The sequence below is a fragment of the Caballeronia grimmiae genome, assembly GCF_022879615.1.
Taxonomy (GTDB): domain Bacteria; phylum Pseudomonadota; class Gammaproteobacteria; order Burkholderiales; family Burkholderiaceae; genus Caballeronia; species Caballeronia grimmiae.
Window position 1 is genome coordinate 620334 of record NZ_CP084274.1, and the last position, 18528, is coordinate 638861.

The window sequence follows — 18528 nt, forward strand, 5'->3', positions numbered from 1 at the left end:
TGCAATGAAAACGACTTATGAGTTTGCGGGACGCGAAGTGAATCGAATGGGTTATGGGGCGATGCAGCTTGCGGGACCGGGCGTATTCGGTCCGCCGAAGGATCGCGCTGCGGCCGTCGCAGTGTTGAGGGAAGCCGTCGCAGCGGGTGTGAATCACATCGATACGAGCGATTTCTACGGCCCGCACGTCACCAATCAGATCATCCGAGAGGCGCTGCATCCGTATCCGTCGAATCTGACGATCGTGACGAAAGTCGGCGCGAAGCGTGACGGCCACGGCGGCTGGCTGCCCGCGTTCGAACCAGAAGACCTGCGTCGCGGCGTCGAAGACAACCTTCGCAACCTCGGCGTCGATGCCATCGACGTGGTCAATCTGCGCATCATGGGCGACATTCACAGGCCGACGGAAGGCTCCATCGAACCGCAGATGCACGCGCTCGCCAGGATGCGGGGGGAGGGCAAGATCCGGCACATCGGCTTGTCGAACGCGACGTCGATGCAAGTGCGCGACGCACGAAAGATCGCGCCGATTGTTTGCGTGCAGAACCACTACAACCTCGTGAATCGCGATGACGACGCACTCATCGACGAACTCGCGCGGGAACACATCGCCTATGTGCCGTTCTTTCCGCTCGGCGGGTTTTCGCCGATTCAATCGGATGCGCTGTCGCAGATTGCGGCGCGTTCGAATGCGAGCGCGATGCAGGTCGCGCTTGCGTGGCTGCTGTATCGATCGCCAAATATTCTGCTCATTCCGGGCACGTCGTCAGTGACGCATTTGCGCGAGAACCTGAAGGCTGCGGATATCGTGTTGAACGATGAGGTGCTGAACGAACTCGATGCGATCAGTGGTGGCGCTTCGCGGGTGGGTCACTAGCAAGCGGCGTGAGAGGCGCTCGTTGCGGGGCTTCGCGGCAATCAAGCGTTGCGCGTCCGGCCGCGGCGGGCGAGCGGCCGTGTAACGACGGCCGTCCGCATCCGCGAGACGCTTCTACCGAATGCTTTCCAGCGCCTTTGCGAACCTCGCCAGTGTGCCGTCGATATCGTTGAGCTTGTCCAGGCCGAACAGACCGATACGGAAAGTCCTGAAGTCCGCCGGCTCGTCGCACTGAAGCGGAACGCCCGCGGCGATCTGCACGCCGGCATCGGCGAATTTCTTGCCGGATCGAATGCCATCATCGACCGTGTAGCAGACCACCACGCCCGGCGCTTCGAAACCTTCCGCTGCAACGCTCTTGAACCCGTGCTCGGCCAGAAACGAGCGAATGCGATTGCCGAGTTCGAATTGCTCCGCTTTCACTTTATCGAAGCCGTATGCCCCGGTTTCCTTGATCGCGTCGCGAAGTCTCGCAAGACTGTCCGTGGGCATCGTCGCATGATAGGCGAACCCGTTGTTCTCGTAGGCCTCCATGATTTGCAGCCATTTGCGAAGATCACAGGCGAAGCTGGAACTCGTGGTTGCATCGATTCTCTCGCGGGCGAGCGCGCTCAGCATGACCAGGCCGCAGCAAGGCGATGCGCTCCATCCCTTTTGCGGCGCGCTGAGCAGCACGTCGATGCCGCTGGCTTCCATATCGACCCAGATCGCGCCGGACGCGATGCAATCCAGCACGAACATCCCGCCGACAGAGTGAACCGCGTCGGATACAGCGCGCAGATACGAATCGGGCAACAGTATTCCGGACGCGGTCTCGACGTGCGGCGCGAAGACGAGATCCGGCTTGTTTTCCTTGATGGCTGCGACGACTTCTTCCAACGGCGGCGGTGCGTAAGCGGCCTGCGTGCCTTCTTCGACCGGGCGCGCTTTCAGTACTGTCGATTCGGACGGGATGCCGCCCATGTCGAAAATCTGCGACCAGCGGAAACTGAACCAGCCATTGCGAATGACGAGACACTTCTTGTTTGTCGCGAACTGACGCGCAACGGCTTCCATGCCGAACGTTCCGCTGCCCGGGACGATCACGACAGACCTGGCGTTATAAACCTGCTTCAGGGAAGCGGACAAGTCGCGCATGACGCCCTGAAAAAGCTGCGACATGTGATTTATTGATCGGTCAGTGAACACGACCGAGTATTCGAGAAGTCCATCTGGGTCAACATCAGGGATTAACGCTGGCACGGTGGCCTCCTTTGACAGATGAATAACGGTATCTAACACAGATTCTAACGACAGGCGGGCGAGGGGGTGGTGGAGGGATGCCGTCGTCGGCGCTTCGGGCCTTGGGAAAGTCGACGAACTGACTGGTTTCGTCGAAGTGCGTTGAGGATGATTCAACCGCAGGCTTCGTTCCGCAACGGGCGCAACCGCGAATAATCAGCGTTTTCAACGGCGCGGAATGACATCCCGCTGAGGGAGGAATCGAAGCTGCTGAGCTTGAAACGCCCAGAGAAACTTCAACAATTTTCCTCATCGCTCGAAGTTTCCCTGCGGGGGAGAGTCGCGCGCGCTTCATGATCCGATCCGGCCGCTTCATGCGAAACGTCCGCACCAGACGCCCGCGCCGCGACAACACCTTCGCCCGCCAATTCCCCGAGCGAACGCGTGTAATACGCCACCGCCTTGCGCAGGATATCGTTCACTTCCCTGAGCGCCGCGTTCTCCTGTTCCAGCTCGTCGATACGCCGAAGCCGTGTATCCATGTCAGCGATGCGAAAGCGCCTGCGCCGATTGCAGCAGATCGTCGAGCATCGACTGGCGGCGTTCGGGGTTCGTGTCGCGGCCCGTCATGAAGCAGAGCGCGGCGAGCGGCATCCCCGCGCGGTCCCGAACGGGCGCTGCCATGCAGAGCCGGAACGCGTTGGAGAGGCCTTCCGTGCAGCAATAGCCAAGCTCTCTCGCATTGTGCACATCGCGCATGAATTCATCGAAATCAATGCGCACGCCGTTATCGAGCACGAAGTCATCGGGGGGAATCAGAGCGCGGATGGCCTCGGCGTTCAAGTGGCCTAGCAGCAGACGTCCGGTCGCGGTCCACGGAATCGGCACACGCACGCCGATATCCGAACTGATATTAAAAGGCCGCGCACTGTTCTCCGATAACACCACCGTGTACTTGTTTCCTTCGAGCATGCACAACTGCGTGGTCTCGTCGTATTTGCGCACGAGGGCGAGAATCGACTGATGCGCGCGGCTGATCAGGTCGTTGTGCGTCGCATAGTCGGAGCCGTAGTAATGCATCTCGCGCCCGAAAAACACGCTGCCATCTGCCGATGTCTCGAGCCAGCCGACTTCGGCGAGAATGGCGACGAGTTCGTAGATGCTCGAACGCGGCGCACCGGTCGCCTCGATCAGTTCGCGCATCGTCATGGGCCGCCGCGCGATATGCAGCTTCCTGAAGATATCGATGACACGGTCTACCCCTCGCGCGCGCGACGTCTCTGGAACCGCCATTCGTCGATTCCTTCAGTGGTCCAGCACGCGGCTCAGAAACTGCCGCGTGCGTTCGTTAGATGGGCTAACGAAAATTTGTTCCGGATCGCCTTGCTCCGCGATCACGCCCTTGTCCATGAACACGACGCGATCAGCCGTCTTGCGCGCAAAGCCCATTTCGTGCGTGACGACGACCATCGTCATGCCGTCGCGTGCGAGGCCGCGCATGACTTCCGTCACTTCGCCGACGAGTTCGGGATCGAGTGCGGACGTGGCTTCGTCGAAGAACATGATGCCCGGCTCGACCGCCAGTGCGCGCGCAATCGCAACGCGCTGCTGCTGTCCGCCCGACAACTGGCTCGGGTAGTGCGATGCGCGATCCGCAAGCCCCACGCGGTCGAGCGTTTCCATCGCGCGTTTGCGGGCATCGCCGGGCGACATGCCGCGCGCCTTGATGAGTGCGAGCGTCACATTGCCGAGCGCGGTTTTATGCGGGAACAAGTTGAACTGCTGGAACACCATGCCGACGTGGCCGCGAATCTCGCGCGCGCGCTTTGGATCGTGCAAGGGCACATTGTTGACCCACACTTCTCCGGAGTCGGTCGTCTCGAGTCCGGCCATGATGCGCAGCACCGTGCTCTTGCCGGAACCCGACGCGCCGATCAGCACGAGCACTTCGCCCGCGCGCACATGGAGATTGATTTCGTTGAGCACGCGCGTCGCGCCGAACGCCTTGCTTACGCCCGATAGCGAAATCACGGGCTCGTTTTGTATAGAATCGCTCACGCAAGTCTCCTGCGGTCATGGTGGCGCACCCATTGCGAAAGCGGGAAGCACACGACGAAATAAATAATCGCGACGAGTCCGTAGATCTCCACCGGCTTGCCGATGCGATCCACGATCGCCTGGCCGCCGTGCATCAGTTCAGACATGCCGATCATGCTGACGATCGACGTATCCTTGATGAGCGACAGATACTGCCCGACGAGCGGCGGCAACACGATGCGTCCCGTCTGCGGCAACACGACGAAGGCAAAGGCCTGCATGCGGGAAAGGCCAAGAATCTGCGAGACTTCCCACTGTCCTTTCGGCACGGACTCGATGCCGGAGCGAAACACTTCCGCGATATACGCGCCTTGATAGACGCTGAGGCCGATCACACCGGCGGCGAAGACATCGATTGCATAACCGAAGTAAGAGACGCCGAAGTAAATGAACATCAGCGTAATGAGCACGGGCGTGCCGCGAAACAACTCTGTATAGAGTTTCGCGATGCGGTCAGTGCCCCACGGCCCGAACGATCGCAACACGGCGGCGAAGAGGCCAATGAGCGTGCTGCCGACGATCGCCGCTACAGATAACAGCAGCGTCGTCACGAGCCCTTGCAGCAGGACCGACAAACTGGTTTGCAGCAGTTCGAGTGACATGATTCAGACCCTTATGCACGATTGGCGCGACGCAGCGTGAATCCGCCGAAGCGCGCACGCGGCCTCACGATCAGCGGCGGGTGAAACATGCGTGCGCCGAGTTGGCTTGCGATCCACGACAGCACATTGCTCAGCACCAGATACGCCACGAGCACGACGGCGAACGTCTGGATATAGAGGAGCGTGCGCGAATTGATGACGGTCGCAGTACCGGTGAGTTCGGGCAAGGCAATGGCCGACAACAGCGACGTGCCGAGCAACAACTGAATCAGATAATTGACGATGGCCGGATACACCGCGCGTGCAGCCTGCGGCAACACGATCTCCTTAAAGATCTGTCCGCGCTCGAGTCCGAGAATGCCCGCTGCTTCGAGTTGTCCGCGCGGCACCGATTGAATGCCTGCGCGAAACACTTCCGACAGATACGCGCCCACGTTCAGGCCCAGCGCGATGACGCCGGCCCAGTAAGCATCGAGCGCGATGCCCATCGACGGCAAGCCGAAGAACACGATGAATATCTGCAGCAGGACCGGCGTATTGCGTATGACCTCGACGTAAGCACGCGCGATGAACCGCACGATGGCCGAGGGCGACATGCTGGCGAGCGCCGCGATCAACCCGAGCACCAGCGCGAGTACGAACGACAGCAGCGTGACTTGCAAGGTCAGCCAGCCGGCCCTCAGGAACTCGGGCACGTAGCCCCATAAAGTCAGCCATTGATAGCTCATCTGCGCCTCCGCTTCAGGACTGCGGATTGAGCGGATATCGCGGGTCGACGCCGAACCACTTCTTGTACAACTGCGCATTCAGCTTCGAGGCGTTGATATTGAAGAGGAACAGGTTCAGGTAATTGAGCCATGCCTGATCGCCCGCTTTCACGCCGAACGCGTTGTACTCGAGCGGCACGAGCGCCTCGTTAGTGACGGTCAGTTCCGGATCGAGCTTCGCCTGATATGCAAGGAAGTTGTTGTCTTCGATCATCGCATCGGCCTGGCCTTGCTTGACGGCGAGAATGGCCGCTTGCGAACTGTCGTATTCCTGAATCTTTACGGAAATACCCATCGAACGGACTTCGTCGCCATTGGTCGAGCCTTTTACCGTTGCAATGGTGCGCCCGCTCATGTCCTTCGCCGACTGGATGCCGCTGCTTTTCTTCACGAGCATCGCTTCGCTGGCCACTACGTACGGCGACGTGAATTCGACGACCTTCGCGCGTTCGAGATTGCGCGTGAAGTTGCAGAACACCACATCGACCTTGGCGGTTTGCAGGTTCGGGATGCGGTTTGCGCTCGTCGTGTTGACGACTTCGAGCTTCACGCCCATTTGCTTCGCGAGTTCTTTGGCGAGGTCGACGTCATAGCCGTCCGGATTGCCGTCTTTGTCGTAGAAGCCGAACGGAGCGAACGTGAGGCAGTCGCCTACACGCAGGGTGCCGCGCTGAAGCACGGCTTGTAGCGTCGATGCCGGCGCCGCTGCCGCTGAATTCTGCTCTGGCGTCGACACCTTCGTACAGGCGGAAAGCGCGAGCAATCCGCTCATCGCGGTCATGGCTAACAACAAGGCGGCCTTGGCGCCCTTGGTGGCGAGCTTCATGTTCGGATCCTGTTTTGAGTAGGTTGAGCCGAGCGGATCGGTTGCGGAGTGGCGTCTGATGCGAGTGACGCTGTGCGTCGCAACATGGAATGTCCGGTATAGCGGACAGGTATCCGGGGAATCGGATTCAGGCCAAGTGTTGGACGTAAAAAATGGCCGCGCAAGCGGCCCGAACCCGGATTGATTGGATATTTTTGATGAGATAGCACATGCGTTGCATGGGTTTCTCTCTCATCGGCTTAGAGCAGTCTCGTCGCGTCGTGCTTTTGCGAACGTCTGGAGACGCGGACAAGTCACTTCAGCACGGCTTCTATAACGCCAGCCAATGCGCAAATGGTGACGACCACAAGCGGCGGCATCTTCCAGCGCGTCAACAACAAGAGGCCAATCGTTGCGATGGCGAAATCGATCCCGGAGTGAATTGCGCTGGTCCAGACGGGCGAATAAAACGCTGCCGCCAGCAGTCCGACGACCGCTGCGTTCACGCCAGAAAGAACCGCCGCCATTGACGGACGCGCTCGAAGCGCTTGCCGATAAGGCAGCGTGGCAAGAACGAGCAACAGCCCCGGCAGAAAGATGCCTATCGTGGCAAGCAGTGCCCCGGCCCAGTGATTCGGTGTTTCCGCCATCATCCAGCCGAGAAATGCGGCGAATGTAAAGAGCGGGCCGGGGACTGCTTGCGCTGCGCCATAACCCGCGAGAAAGTCACTCGACGATACCCATCCTGTCGCGACGGTCTCCTGCTGCAAGAGCGGCAGAACGACATGACCGCCACCGAAAACGAGCGCGCCCGAGCGATAGAAGCCTTCGAAAACGCGGATGGCATGGCCTGCGCCCAGGTTCGCCAGGACGGGAAGCCCGAAGAGCAGTACGCAGAACAGCAGCAGCGCCACGGCTCCGGCTGTATGCGAGACACGGAATTCATGAATGTGTTGCCTCGCGCCGACTTCGCCCGCCGATGCGGTGGTCCGGCAAAAAAGGAATCCGGCCACCGCACCGAAAGCGATCACGATGAGTTGTGCATACACGGTTGTCAGGACACTGGGGGCAGCGAGCGCGGCAAGGGCGATAGAGGCGCGGCGGCGATCGAGGCAGAGGCGCCGGGCCATGTCCCACACGGCTTGCGCCACGACCGCGACGGCAACGAGCTTCAGGCCATGAATCAGGCCCTGGCCGATGGGCCCGTCGAGGCGCGGTGCGATGGCCGCGAAAGCCAGCATCAGTAACACGGAGGGAAGCGTGAATCCGCACCAGGCGGCGAGTCCACCGAGCCACCCGGCCCTGAGCAGGCCGATCGAAAATCCAAGCTGGCTGCTGGCTGGTCCCGGAAGAAATTGACATAGGCCAAGGAGGTCGGTGAACGTCTCATCGTCGAGCCATCGACGACGCTCGACGAACTCGCGGCGAAAGTAGCCAATGTGAGCGATGGGGCCGCCGAAACACGTCAATCCGAGCGTGAGAAAGACTGCAAGCACTTGCGGTGCAGTGCTGCTTGCGGCCGGGGTCGATGGTGTCATGCCAGTTTCCATAAATCCTTGAGTTCTTTAGTTGCGGCTCGCCGTGCGTCATGACTCGTCATTGGGCCGTCTCAGAAGCGTTCTTTTCGTAGCGTCGCACCGGTTGACAGTACGATAACAGCGACTATCGACATTCTCTGGACATGGAGCTCAAGGATTCTACCGACGCAGGCGAGGGCCGGCGGCACCGCATGAATGGTCCAGGACGCGAGGCCGTTTCCTGATCGGAGCCGACGTCTATGCGTGCGGGCATCGATGTATCTGAACGTTGCTCAGTAATTAGCGGGCTTGCAATGGCAGATCCATAAGCTGAGAGTCGCGTCCCTTGTGCAGACGCAACGGCTCGTGTGAGTTCGTGTTAGCCTGCACGATTGCAAATGACCTATGCATCCATGGACTTGCCTGTCTGATTCGGCAACGCAAGCAGCGTAGCGCGACATCTGCATAGAAGCGAGTGGGACCAGACTCCCGTGGGTCCGATTGAGCAATGGGATGCCTGCTTACAGGCGTCGGTCGCGAGCTGTCTCTGCTGCTTGTTTCCGTCTTGCGTGTTGTGGGGCCCGGACCTGACGGTTATCCCTAATCAGGTATCCTCGAACATGCAGTCGATGTCGAAACGCGTGCGCGCGTTCATCGTATGTTCAATCGCCAGATGTCTCACATCGTGCGGCTTGTCGACGATTTGCTTGAAGTTTCTCGTATCACGAGTGGCAAGATCGAACTGCGCAAGGAAAATCTGAATCTCTCTGCAATTCTCTCAACCGCTGCAGAGACGAGCCGGCCAGTCATCGACACACGTCAGCACCGGCTTACGATCAGCTTCTCAGCCGAACCCTTGACCGTTTTCGGGGATCCGGTACGGCTCACACAGATCTTCGCCAACCTGCTGAACAACGCGGCTAAGTACACTGATGCTGGCGGCCATATTGAACTCACGGCCATGCGAGACAATAACGATGCGGTGGTCACCGTCCGCGACAACGGTATTGGCATTACCGCAGGCATGCTGCCACGAATCTTCGACATGTTCAGCCAGGAAAAGAACTTCCGTCAACGCGTCCAACGCGGTCTGGGCATCGGATTGACTCTCGTTCGTAGCCTCGTTCACCTGCATGGCGGTACTGTCTTAGCCCGCAGCGATGGCTTGGGCCGGGGTAGTGAATTTGCAGTCCGCCTGCCCCTGACAGATGCCCCCACCGACACGCAGATGCTTGATCCGGACAACGACCCGTTTAGCCGGAAGTCACTTGCGGGCAAGAGACTACTTATCGTCGACGACAACGTTGATGCGGCGGACAGCCTTGCCATTCTGCTGGACATGTTGGGTGCCGAGACACGTACCGCCCACGGTGGACTCGCCGCGCTGGACGCATTGAAGACGATGCCAGCCGATGCCGTCCTGATGGATGTCGGCATGCCCGATATGGATGGCTACGAGTTCGCACGACGCATCCGTGCCAACGAGGCCTTCGGCGCCGCAACTCTGATTGCCATTACCGGTTGGGGTCAGGAAGAAGATCAACGAAAATCGCGCGACGCAGGGATCAATCGGAACCTTGTCAAGCCAGTTAATATCCATCTGCTGCTGAAAGCGTTGACAGCCAAGGGCAATTGACGCGGGGTTATGAACAGTCTTGCACCGGTTCCCGGTTGCCCGCGCGCGGACCCGGTTCTGACCATACGTCGCGACGTGGAGCGTGGCATCAGCCGGACATAAATCCGACACGGCCTTTTGAAAACGTGGCAAGAACGTTCCAACTGGCTCCCCGCCCGCGATTCAATCTCCACGTCCACTCGCACGCTTCCGTATCTCGGAGTCAAGAATCAGCCGCCCGCGCAACTTGCCTTTCATGCGCTTCACATAGCGCGGAGCCTCGGTCATATGAATCACCATTAGATCGCGCACCTTATCCGCATCCCGCGCCCGCGCTGCTTCAGTGATTGCCTTATGGATCTTCACGTTGGCGCGGCCAAACCGTTCGTGTTCCGCCTGCGGCGTATCGTTCCTGAACTCGATCAACTGCCGGATCATCTCGTTGATCAACTCACACGTAAAACGAAGAAACGGGTTGGGATTTGCCGCAGCCAGAATATCGTGGAAGTTCACATCTTCCTGACGTTGCCGCACGATGTCCCGATTCGCATGCGCCGCTGCCGGTTCGTCGCAACACGCGATGTTCGCTTCGAGCGCCGTGAAATCATCGTCGGTGAGGTGCGGCACCGCACCCGCCGCGAGTTCGGGCTCGAGCAACTGACGCACCGTGTAGATGTCGTCGATGGTCACGTCCTTGAAGAACAAATAGTTCTGCAAGAGCTGCAAGGTGCGGGCAAGCGGCACCTCGACAATCGTGCCGCCGCCCGAAGGTCCGGTCGTCACCTTGATGAGCCCTTGCACTTCCAGTGACTTCAGCGCCTCGCGCGTCGTGCTCTTGCTGACGGAAAAGAGCTGCTGCAATTCGACCTCACGGGGCAACTTGTCGCCGGGCTTCAGGTCCTTCTCCGTGATGAGCCGCTTGATCTCCTCGGCCACCAGATCAGCGCGCTTCGGCTGCTTGATCGGCTGCTGCGCGATCTGGACTGCCGCGCCGGCGCGCTTCGCACGCTCCATCACCATGTCGATGCTCCCTGTCTCTATCGGTCTGCTTTCGTCATGCGGACATTGGCGAATCCGCAGACTGGAATATTGCCTTATTGACACCCGAATTTATTGTTCCTAGCATCAGGTTCATTCTATTTATCATGATAAATAGAATGAACCGAGCCGAGGCTCGAACGTACCACGAAAAATAACGCCGGGCGGCTGCGCGGGTCATCTTCTCAAGGAGCGTCACTTTGAATCGCCGAAACATGTTGAAGCTGGCCGCGCTGTCGGCCATTCCCGGATCGTTCGAGGCGCTCGTCGCAAGAAGCGCCTTTGCGCAAGGCTCGCCGATCCAGTTCGCGTGCCCGGTCCCGATGTCCGGTCCGTTCGCGGCCAACGGCAAGTATGCCGACCTGGGCATGAAGCTCGTCATCGAACAGTACGGCAAGGTGCTCGGGCAACCGCTCGCTTATACGACGCTCGATACCGAGGGAAAACCCGCGACCGCCGTGCGGCGCGTGCAGGAAATCGCGCAGCAAAAGAACGCGCGCTATTTCGCGGGCGGCATTCTTTCGTCTGAAGCACTTGCAATGGGCAAGGAAGCGGAGAAGGCCGACGGCGTCTTCATCACGACGGCAGGCGCCGACGAACTCACCGGCAAGGACTGCAATAGCGCGACCTTCCGCTGGTCCGTGCCGACCTTCGGCGCGATCGAGCAGACCGTGAGGCCGCTGGTCGAATCGATGCCCAAGGCGAAGCGCTGGTACACGATCACGCCGCAATACGTGTTCGGGGACGGACTTCTGTCCGCGGCGAAGAACATCTTCAAAGAGAAGGGCATCGAGCATGTGGGCAACAGCTATCACTCGCTCAATGAAAAAGAGTTCAGCGGTTACCTGACCAATGCAGTCGCCGCGAAGCCGGATGTGCTTCTCATCCTCAACTTCGGTTCGCAATCGTCGGACACCTTGCGTCAGGCCGTGAGCTTCGGCATGAAGAACAATTGCACGATCCTGATGGCATGGGCATCGGGTCTGGAGCAGTTCGAGGCGCTCGGCCCCGATATCTGCGAAGGCGTGTACTTCGGCGCACAGTACTGGCATGCGATCGATACGCCGCTCAATCACGATCTCGTGAAGCGCGTCAACGCGGTTTATAAATCGAACCCGAACTACAGTCTCGCAGGTTCGTACATCTGCACGAAGATTCTTCTCGATGGCATCGTGAAGGCGGGCACCGCCGATCCGAAGAAAGTCATCGCCGCGCTCCAGGGGATGAAGTACGCGGGCCTGACCGGTCCGGAAGAGATTCGCGCGGGCGATCATCAGGTGCTGAAGAACTACTACCTGTTGAAGGGCAAGCCCAAGAGCAAGATGAAGGACAAGGACGATTACGCCGATATCGTCAGCTCGGGTCAATCGTTCTTGCCGCTCGACAAGACGCAGTGCAAGCTGGCCTAAGCGCCTGACGCGCTGACGCGTCGTTCTCATGCGAATGCAGGCAAGCCTTGCATTCGCGCCGCCACTTTTCTGATGCAAGGCCATGAACGTTTATCTGTTGCAGGTCGTGAACGGCATCGGCGTGGGCATGCTGTACTTCTTGCTCGCGGTCGGTCTGTCGATCGTGTTCGGGCTGCTGCGCTTCGTGAACTTCGCGCACGGCGCGTTCTATCTGTTGGGCGCGTACTTCTGCTATCAGGCGATGCAGTGGTCGATGAGCTTCTGGGCCGCGCTCGTCGTCGTGCCCATCGTCGTCGGCGCGTGTGCGTGGATCGTCGAGAAGGCCGTGCTGCGGCACGTCTATGCGCAACAGCACGAGTTCCATATTCTCGCGACGGTCGGACTTGCGCTCGTGATACAGGAATGCGCAATCATCGCGTGGGGACCGATCGGCGATAACGTCGCCGTGCCCGACATGCTGAACGGCGTGGTGATGTGGGGCAGCTTCATCTACCCGAAATACCGCCTCTTCGTGATCGCGTTCACGGCTGTGCTGGCCGGCATTCTGTGGTGGGTGCTCGAAGGCACGCGCCTCGGCAGCGCAGTGCGCGCGGGCAGTGAATCGAGCGAGATGGTGTCCCTGCTCGGCATCAACGTGACGCGCATCTTCAGTCTCGTGTTCGCACTCGGCGCAGGGACAGCGGCGCTTGCGGGCGTGCTCGCCGCGCCGATCCGCGGCGTCGATCCGTTCATGGGCATCGAAGCGCTCGGCGTCGCGTTCGTGGTCGTCGTGGTTGGCGGCATGGGCAACTTTCTCGGTGCGCTCGTCGGCGGATTGCTGGTCGGCATCGTGCAAAGCGTGATGAGCACGCTTTGGCCCGAAGGCGCGCGTCTCATGATTTATGTCGCGATGGCAGCAGTGCTGCTGCTGCGCCCGAACGGATTGCTCGGGAGGACCGCGTGAATTCCAAACCTGATTCGAAGACATTGGACATGAGTCTGCCCGAACGATCACTCAGGCATTCGCTGCATCGCTATCGGTTCCTGCTGCTTGCGGCGATCGTCGTCTGCATATTGCCGATGACGATGCGTTCCGGATCGCTCGCAACGGAAGTGCTCGTCTATGCGCTCGCCGCGCTCGGCTGCAATCTGCTGCTCGGGCACACGGGCTTGCTGTCCTTCGGGCAAGGCATCTTCTTCGGACTCGGCAGTTATAGCGCCGGCCTGATCCTCACGAAGTCAGGGTTGCAAGTACCCGTTGCGCTGCTCGGCGCGGTCGTCGTGGGCGCGCTTGCGGCGGCCGTCGTCGGATGGTTTTCGATCCGTCAGCGCGGCGCGTACTTCGTGATGCTCACGCTGGCATTCGGGCAGATGTTCTACTTTCTCGCCTACACGACGCCCGATCTCACGGGCGGCGACAACGGCCTGCTCGATATTCCGCGTCCGGCGTTGTCGATTCTCGGTCAGCCGCTCGTATCGATCGCGTCGCCGTGGCAATACTATGCGTTCGTCGCGGTGCTGTTCCTGATCGCGTTCTGGCTGATGCTGCGCGTGTCGCATTCGGTCTTCGGCCGCACCCTGCTCGCCATTCGCGACAACGAAGCGCGCGCCGCTGCGGTCGGCTACGACGTCAAGCGCTTCAAGCTCGCCGCGTTCGTGGTATCGGGCGCCGTCACGGGGCTGGCCGGCGCGCTTCACGCGATGATGACGGGCATCGCGCCGCTATCGAACATCGACTATCACACTAGCGAGATGATCCTCGTGATGACGGTGATCGGCGGCACGGGCAACCTCTTTTCCTCCGTGCTCGGCGCGGCGTTCTACGTGTTGTTCGCCGACTGGCTTTCGACGCTCTGGCCGCGCTGGCTTCTGCTGCTCGGGCTCGTGCTGATCGCCGTGAGCCTGTTCATGCAGCGCGGCCTGTGGGGGCTGGGTGAACGCATCTGGCGCGCGGTGAAGCGCAATGAAGGGGAGCCGGCATGAGCGCGTCGATACTGGAAGCGAAGGGCGTCGCCAAACGCTATGGCAAGTTCTCGGCGCTGACCGATGTGAATCTGCGCATCGCGAAGAATTCGGTGCATTCGGTGATCGGCCCGAACGGCGCGGGCAAGACCACGCTGTTTCACGTGCTGACGGGGACGCTGCCTATCACGGCGGGAAACATCGTGTTCGATGGCCACGATGTGACGCATGAGCCGGATCATCGCCGCGTGAAGCGGGGCATCGCGCGCTCGTTTCAGGTGACGAGCCTGTTCACGAATCTCTCCGTGCGCGAGAACCTGCGCCTCGCCGCGCAAGGCGTCGACTCGAAGCGTGCGCTCAATGCCTGGACGCCGCCGCGTGGCGCGCTCGAACATCGCGATACGGTCGATGGCATTCTGGAGCGGCTTGCGCTGCAACGCTTCGCATCGACGCAGGCGAGCGCGCTCTCGCACGGTCAGCAACGGCGTCTCGAAGTCGGCATGGCGCTGGCCGCGCGGCCCAAGGCGATCTTTCTCGATGAACCGACCTCGGGCATGGGCATCGACGATCTCGACGACATGAAGCATCTGATCCGCAGCCTGCGCGAGGACTATACGGTCGTACTGATCGAGCACAACATGGATATCGTGATGGACATCTCCGACACGATTACGGTGATGCAGCAAGGCCGCGTGCTGGTCGAGGGCGAGCCGGCCCGCATTCGCGGCGACGAACGCGTGCGCAGCGCCTATCTCGGCAACATGATCACCGGAGGCCGCGCATGACGCTCATGGTCGACAACATTCACGGCTATTACGCCAAGAGCCATGTTCTTCAGGGCGTATCGCTCAGGATGGAGGAGGGCGAGACGGTCACGCTGCTCGGGCGCAATGGCGCGGGCAAGTCGACGACGCTCAAGAGCATCGCGGGCATCGTGACACCGCAGCGAGGCAGCGTCACATTCAAGGGCGTCAGCCTGGAAAAGCTCCCGCCTCACAAGATCGCGGCGCGCGGCGTGTGCTTCGTGCCGGAGCATCGCGGCATCTTCAAGTTGCTGTCGGTCGAAGAGAATCTGCGGCTCGGCGCGCGCAAGGACTCGCCGTGGCAACTGGCCGATATCTATCGCATCTTTCCGCGTTTGAAGGAGCGGCGCACCAACGGCGGCGGACAGCTATCCGGCGGCGAACAACAGATGCTCGCTATCGGCCGCGCGCTGATGAATCATCCGCGGCTGCTCATGCTCGACGAACCGGTGGAAGGACTCGCGCCGGTGATCGTCGAGGAGATCGTCGCTCAACTGAAGCTGATTCGCCAGGCAGGCGTGACGATCCTGCTCGTCGAACAGAACCTCGAAGTGTGCACGCAGCTCGCGGATCGTCATTACATCATCGAGCAAGGGCGGATCGTGTACGAAGGTGCGAACGATGCGTTCATCGCGGATGAATCCATCAAGGACCGTTATCTCGGTGTGGGCGTCGTCTGACGCCATGCCCGCCATTAACTAGCGAAGGAACCTCGAATGCAAGCTCACGATATGCCGGCGCACGCCGGCTTGCGCATCGACGGTGCGCGTCTGTGGAACAGCCTGATGGAATTGGCGCGAATCGGTGCGACGGAGAAGGGCGGCGTATGCCGCCTTGCGCTCACCGAGCTCGACAAGCAAGGCCGTGATCTCTTTGTCGCGTGGGCGCAGGAAATCGGCTGCACGGTGCGCGTCGATGCGATCGGCAATATCTTCGCGCGACGTGCGGGCACGCGCGACGATCTGCCGCCTGTCGTGACGGGCAGCCATATCGACACCCAGCCGACCGGCGGCAAGTTCGACGGCAACTACGGCGTATTGGCGGGCCTCGAAGTATTGCGCACGCTGAACGACAACGACGTGCGCACCGCCGCGCCGCTCGAAGTCGTCGTATGGACGAACGAAGAAGGTTCGCGTTTCGTGCCAGTGATGATGGGCTCGGGCGTGTTTGCCGGCGCATTCACGCTCGACCATGCGCTCGCGCAGGTGGATCGCGAAGACGTGTCGGTGCGCGATGCGCTCGCTTCGATCGGCTATGCGGGCGAGCGCGTCGCGGCGCATGACGTGGGCGCATATTTCGAGGCGCATATCGAGCAGGGGCCGGTGCTCGAAGCGAACGACAAGGTGATCGGTGTCGTGAAGGCCGCGCTCGGCCAGCGCTGGTACGACGTGACCATCGACGGCATGGAGGCCCATGCGGGTCCGACGCCGATGGAACTGCGCCGCGATGCGCTGCTCGTCGCGGCTGACCTCATTCGCACGGTCAATCGCATCGCGCTCGATCATGCACCGCATGGGCGCGGCACGGTCGGCTGGATGGACGTGCATCCCAACTCGCGCAATGTGATTCCCGGGCGCGTCAAGCTGACCGTCGATCTGCGCGCCGCCGACGATGCCACCTTGCTCGCGATGGACCGCGCCTTGCGCGACGCATGCGCGCAAGCGAGCTTGCCTGTGACGGTAGACGAAGTTGTCTACTTCGCGCCGCAACCGTTCGCGGACGCGCTGGTGGCTTCGGTGCGTGAGAGCGCGGATGCGCTCGGCTTCACGTCGATGGATGTCGTGAGCGGCGCGGGACATGACGCCGTGTATCTCGCACGCGTCGCGCCGGCCGCGATGATCTTCGTCCCGTGCAAGGACGGCATCAGCCATAACGAAATCGAGGATGCACGCGCCGATCATCTCGAAGCGGGCTGCAACGTGCTGTTGCGAGCGATGCTTCGCGCGGCGAATCCACTGGAAGGAGACGCTGCATGAAGATTCTCATCGCGCGGATGAATCACGAGACCAACACGTTCTCGCCGGTCGCTACGCCGCTCGAAGCGTTCGGGCGCGACGGTCCCTGTTATGGAGACGATGCGTATCGGGAGAATGCGGGCATGCGCACCGCGATGTCCGCATTCATAGATGCGGCGACGCGCGAAGGAGCCGAGATCGTCACGCCGATTTCGGCATCGGCGAATCCGAGCGGGCGTGTTGCCGCTGCCGCTTACGACGCGATCTGTCAGGCGATCGTCGACGCAGCCGAAGGTTGCGACGCGGTGATGCTCGATCTGCATGGCGCGATGGTCGCCGAGAATTCGCCCGATGGCGAAGGCGATCTGCTCGAACGCGTGCGCGATGTGCTGCCGCATGCGCCTATCGCGGTATCGCTCGATCTGCACGCGAACGTCACGCAGAAAATGATCGACAACGCCAATGTCATCACGAGTTTCAAGACCTATCCGCACGTCGACATGTATGAAAGCGGCGAGCATGCGGCGCGGCTCTTGCGCGATCTCATTCATGGAAAGGCGAACCCGGTGATCGCGTGGGCGCAACCGCCGCTGCTCACGCATACGCTCAGAAGTTCGACGTCCGATGGCGCGATGAAGCGCGCCGTCGATGCCGCGCGGGCCGCCGAACGCGAGGACGGCGTGCTGGCCGTGTCGGTACTGTCGGGCTTCTCGCTCGCCGATATCGCCGCGCCTTGCATCAGCGTCGTCGTCGTAGCGGATGGCGTGCGGGAGAAGGCGCAGGACGTCGCGGACCGTATCGCGCGGCAAATCTGGAATGAGCGCGAGGAGTTCGTGTATCACAGTGCGCCGCTTGCGCAGTCGATCGCGGAAGGCGCGGCACTCGCGCGTGAAACGGACAAGCCTGTGCTGTTGCTGGATCACGGCGACAACTGCATGTCGGGCGGAACGTGCGACACGACCGATGCGTTCGAAGAAGCGTTAAGGCAAGGTCTCGACAACATCGTCGTCGGGCCGTTGTGCGATCCCGAAGCGGTGGCGAAGCTCTTTGCAGCAGGCGAGGGCGCGACGGTCACGCTCGGCATCGGCAACAAGCTCTCGAGCGTTGCGTCGTCCGGCAAACCGCCGCTCGAAGTGACGGGCATCGTGCGCGCGTTGACCGATGGCGAGTACGTTATCAGCGGCCCGACCTACACAGGACAACGCGCGTACATGGGGCGCGCCGCCGTGCTCGAAACGCCGGTGGCGCGCATCCTCGTCACGGAGCGGACGCACGAACCGTGGGATCTGGGCGTGTTCGAGAGTGTCGGTATCGATCCGCGTGGCGCGAAGTTTCTGATACTCAAGTCGCGCATGTATTGCCGGCCGGTGTTCGTACCGATTTCGGGCGGGTTCGTCGAATGCGATAGCCGTGGAGTGACTAGCTCCGACTATGGGCTTTTTTCGTTCGGCAATCTGAAGCGGCCTGTTTATCCGCTGGATTCGGGGATTGCGTATTGAGTGGATGGGGCCAGCGGGCGGGCTGTCTTGCGAGGTGTCGTTGCGCTTTGGAGACGGACATCTAGGCCGGCAAGGCAGGTCCGCTTGGAACGTCTACCGATTGAAGGGAATCAGCGCCGTCTAGATTGCGACATGGAAGTCCGCACTGCCGTGCGAGGGTTGCTTCCGAAGTGTTCGGCGCTTCCTGCGTCCGACGCAGATATGTCGCCATCTGCGCTGATTGAGCTAGGCGCAGCGCGTCAGAAAGTTTCCGTAGAAGCTGTTCTATGACCTCCCTCATAGCGGTTGTTGAGCATCAGGCGAAAGTGATGGCCTGATGCGGATTTTTAGAGTCGCGGATCGCCGTCATTGGGCCTGCAGCGGCGCCGGCGCGATGCTGGCC

Annotated in this window: 18 protein-coding genes; 9 read left to right on the forward strand and 9 right to left on the reverse strand. The window is 60.9% G+C overall.

Annotation, left to right across the window (positions count from 1 at the left end; translation table 11 throughout):
• Positions 1 to 4 precede the first annotated feature (4 nt).
• Positions 5 to 877, forward strand: a complete 873-nt coding sequence (locus LDZ21_RS26150) for an aldo/keto reductase family oxidoreductase (RefSeq protein WP_244797017.1) — start codon at positions 5 to 7, stop codon at positions 875 to 877.
• 114 nt (positions 878 to 991) lie between these two features.
• Here the strand turns inward: LDZ21_RS26150 and LDZ21_RS26155 are convergent, their stop codons facing one another.
• The 8 genes from LDZ21_RS26155 to chrA form a co-directional block, all read right to left on the reverse strand.
• On the reverse strand, positions 992 to 2119 hold the full coding sequence (locus LDZ21_RS26155; RefSeq protein WP_244797018.1) for a pyridoxal-phosphate-dependent aminotransferase family protein: 1128 nt from the start codon (positions 2117 to 2119) through the stop codon (positions 992 to 994).
• Positions 2120 to 2394: 275 nt separating this feature from the next.
• A complete protein-coding gene (locus LDZ21_RS26160) occupies positions 2395 to 2640 on the reverse strand; it encodes a hypothetical protein (RefSeq protein WP_244797019.1) in 246 nt (81 codons plus the stop codon).
• A 1-nt stretch (position 2641) separates the two neighbouring features.
• The gene (locus LDZ21_RS26165) at positions 2642 to 3391 is read right to left on the reverse strand and encodes an IclR family transcriptional regulator (RefSeq protein ID WP_035966342.1); all 750 of its coding nucleotides are present in this window, start codon (positions 3389 to 3391) and stop codon (positions 2642 to 2644) included.
• Positions 3392 to 3403: 12 nt separating this feature from the next.
• The gene (locus tag LDZ21_RS26170; protein WP_280519444.1) at positions 3404 to 4156 is read right to left on the reverse strand and encodes an amino acid ABC transporter ATP-binding protein; all 753 of its coding nucleotides are present in this window, start codon (positions 4154 to 4156) and stop codon (positions 3404 to 3406) included.
• The gene (locus tag LDZ21_RS26175) at positions 4153 to 4797 is read right to left on the reverse strand and encodes an amino acid ABC transporter permease (RefSeq protein ID WP_244797020.1); all 645 of its coding nucleotides are present in this window, start codon (positions 4795 to 4797) and stop codon (positions 4153 to 4155) included. The genes LDZ21_RS26170 and LDZ21_RS26175 overlap by 4 nt, the downstream gene beginning before the upstream one ends.
• Before the next feature lie 11 nt (positions 4798 to 4808).
• Positions 4809 to 5525 (reverse strand): amino acid ABC transporter permease, encoded by a 717-nt coding sequence (locus tag LDZ21_RS26180; protein WP_244797021.1) that lies wholly within the window; start codon positions 5523 to 5525, stop codon positions 4809 to 4811.
• A gap of 13 nt (positions 5526 to 5538) precedes the next feature.
• Entirely contained in the window at positions 5539 to 6390 is an 852-nt protein-coding gene (locus LDZ21_RS26185) for an ABC transporter substrate-binding protein (RefSeq protein ID WP_244797022.1), read from the reverse strand.
• A gap of 293 nt (positions 6391 to 6683) precedes the next feature.
• Positions 6684 to 7919: a chromate efflux transporter gene (gene chrA / locus LDZ21_RS26190; RefSeq protein WP_404980640.1), complete on the reverse strand. Its 1236-nt coding sequence runs from the start codon at positions 7917 to 7919 to the stop codon at positions 6684 to 6686.
• A gap of 640 nt (positions 7920 to 8559) precedes the next feature.
• Here chrA and LDZ21_RS26195 point away from each other — a divergent pair.
• The gene (locus LDZ21_RS26195) at positions 8560 to 9522 is read left to right on the forward strand and encodes a hybrid sensor histidine kinase/response regulator (RefSeq protein WP_244797024.1); all 963 of its coding nucleotides are present in this window, start codon (positions 8560 to 8562) and stop codon (positions 9520 to 9522) included.
• 162 nt (positions 9523 to 9684) lie between these two features.
• Here the strand turns inward: LDZ21_RS26195 and LDZ21_RS26200 are convergent, their stop codons facing one another.
• Positions 9685 to 10521, reverse strand: coding sequence for a FadR/GntR family transcriptional regulator (locus tag LDZ21_RS26200; RefSeq protein WP_244797025.1), 837 nt, complete (start codon positions 10519 to 10521; stop codon positions 9685 to 9687).
• A gap of 218 nt (positions 10522 to 10739) precedes the next feature.
• On the opposite strand from LDZ21_RS26200, the gene LDZ21_RS26205 reads away from it, so the two are divergent.
• The 7 genes from LDZ21_RS26205 to LDZ21_RS26235 all read left to right on the forward strand — a co-directional run bounded on the left by LDZ21_RS26205 (position 10740) and on the right by LDZ21_RS26235 (position 18146).
• Entirely contained in the window at positions 10740 to 11948 is a 1209-nt protein-coding gene (locus LDZ21_RS26205; protein ID WP_244797026.1) for an ABC transporter substrate-binding protein, read from the forward strand.
• Between the two features lie 82 nt (positions 11949 to 12030).
• The gene (locus tag LDZ21_RS26210) at positions 12031 to 12891 is read left to right on the forward strand and encodes a branched-chain amino acid ABC transporter permease (protein WP_035966326.1); all 861 of its coding nucleotides are present in this window, start codon (positions 12031 to 12033) and stop codon (positions 12889 to 12891) included.
• Positions 12892 to 12920: 29 nt separating this feature from the next.
• A complete protein-coding gene (locus LDZ21_RS26215; RefSeq protein ID WP_244797311.1) occupies positions 12921 to 13910 on the forward strand; it encodes a branched-chain amino acid ABC transporter permease in 990 nt (329 codons plus the stop codon).
• Positions 13907 to 14674, forward strand: coding sequence for an ABC transporter ATP-binding protein (locus LDZ21_RS26220; RefSeq protein ID WP_244797027.1), 768 nt, complete (start codon positions 13907 to 13909; stop codon positions 14672 to 14674). Before LDZ21_RS26215 ends, LDZ21_RS26220 begins: the two co-directional genes overlap by 4 nt.
• Entirely contained in the window at positions 14671 to 15372 is a 702-nt protein-coding gene (locus tag LDZ21_RS26225; RefSeq protein ID WP_244797028.1) for an ABC transporter ATP-binding protein, read from the forward strand. The genes LDZ21_RS26220 and LDZ21_RS26225 overlap by 4 nt, the downstream gene beginning before the upstream one ends.
• A 36-nt stretch (positions 15373 to 15408) precedes the next feature.
• Complete coding sequence (locus LDZ21_RS26230; RefSeq protein WP_244797029.1) at positions 15409 to 16668, forward strand: Zn-dependent hydrolase; 1260 nt, start codon at positions 15409 to 15411, stop codon at positions 16666 to 16668.
• Complete coding sequence (locus tag LDZ21_RS26235; RefSeq protein WP_244797030.1) at positions 16665 to 18146, forward strand: M81 family metallopeptidase; 1482 nt, start codon at positions 16665 to 16667, stop codon at positions 18144 to 18146. The genes LDZ21_RS26230 and LDZ21_RS26235 overlap by 4 nt, the downstream gene beginning before the upstream one ends.
• Positions 18147 to 18528: the final 382 nt, after the last annotated feature.

Excerpts from the sequence above, each read along its gene's own strand:
- LDZ21_RS26150 (WP_244797017.1), top strand. The coding sequence starts at position 5 with ATGAAAACGACTTATGAGTTTGCGGGACGCGAAGTGAATCGAATGGGT.
- LDZ21_RS26160 (WP_244797019.1), bottom strand. The coding sequence starts at position 2,640 with ATGGATACACGGCTTCGGCGTATCGACGAGCTGGAACAGGAGAACGCG.
- LDZ21_RS26165 (WP_035966342.1), bottom strand. The coding sequence starts at position 3,391 with ATGGCGGTTCCAGAGACGTCGCGCGCGCGAGGGGTAGACCGTGTCATC.
- LDZ21_RS26175 (WP_244797020.1), bottom strand. The coding sequence starts at position 4,797 with ATGTCACTCGAACTGCTGCAAACCAGTTTGTCGGTCCTGCTGCAAGGG.
- LDZ21_RS26180 (WP_244797021.1), bottom strand. The coding sequence starts at position 5,525 with ATGAGCTATCAATGGCTGACTTTATGGGGCTACGTGCCCGAGTTCCTG.
- LDZ21_RS26185 (WP_244797022.1), bottom strand. The coding sequence starts at position 6,390 with ATGAAGCTCGCCACCAAGGGCGCCAAGGCCGCCTTGTTGTTAGCCATG.
- chrA (WP_404980640.1), bottom strand. The coding sequence starts at position 7,919 with ATGGAAACTGGCATGACACCATCGACCCCGGCCGCAAGCAGCACTGCA.
- LDZ21_RS26195 (WP_244797024.1), top strand. The coding sequence starts at position 8,560 with ATGTCTCACATCGTGCGGCTTGTCGACGATTTGCTTGAAGTTTCTCGT.
- LDZ21_RS26200 (WP_244797025.1), bottom strand. The coding sequence starts at position 10,521 with ATGGTGATGGAGCGTGCGAAGCGCGCCGGCGCGGCAGTCCAGATCGCG.
- LDZ21_RS26210 (WP_035966326.1), top strand. The coding sequence starts at position 12,031 with ATGAACGTTTATCTGTTGCAGGTCGTGAACGGCATCGGCGTGGGCATG.
- LDZ21_RS26215 (WP_244797311.1), top strand. The coding sequence starts at position 12,921 with ATGAGTCTGCCCGAACGATCACTCAGGCATTCGCTGCATCGCTATCGG.
- LDZ21_RS26220 (WP_244797027.1), top strand. The coding sequence starts at position 13,907 with ATGAGCGCGTCGATACTGGAAGCGAAGGGCGTCGCCAAACGCTATGGC.
- LDZ21_RS26225 (WP_244797028.1), top strand. The coding sequence starts at position 14,671 with ATGACGCTCATGGTCGACAACATTCACGGCTATTACGCCAAGAGCCAT.
- LDZ21_RS26230 (WP_244797029.1), top strand. The coding sequence starts at position 15,409 with ATGCAAGCTCACGATATGCCGGCGCACGCCGGCTTGCGCATCGACGGT.
- LDZ21_RS26235 (WP_244797030.1), top strand. The coding sequence starts at position 16,665 with ATGAAGATTCTCATCGCGCGGATGAATCACGAGACCAACACGTTCTCG.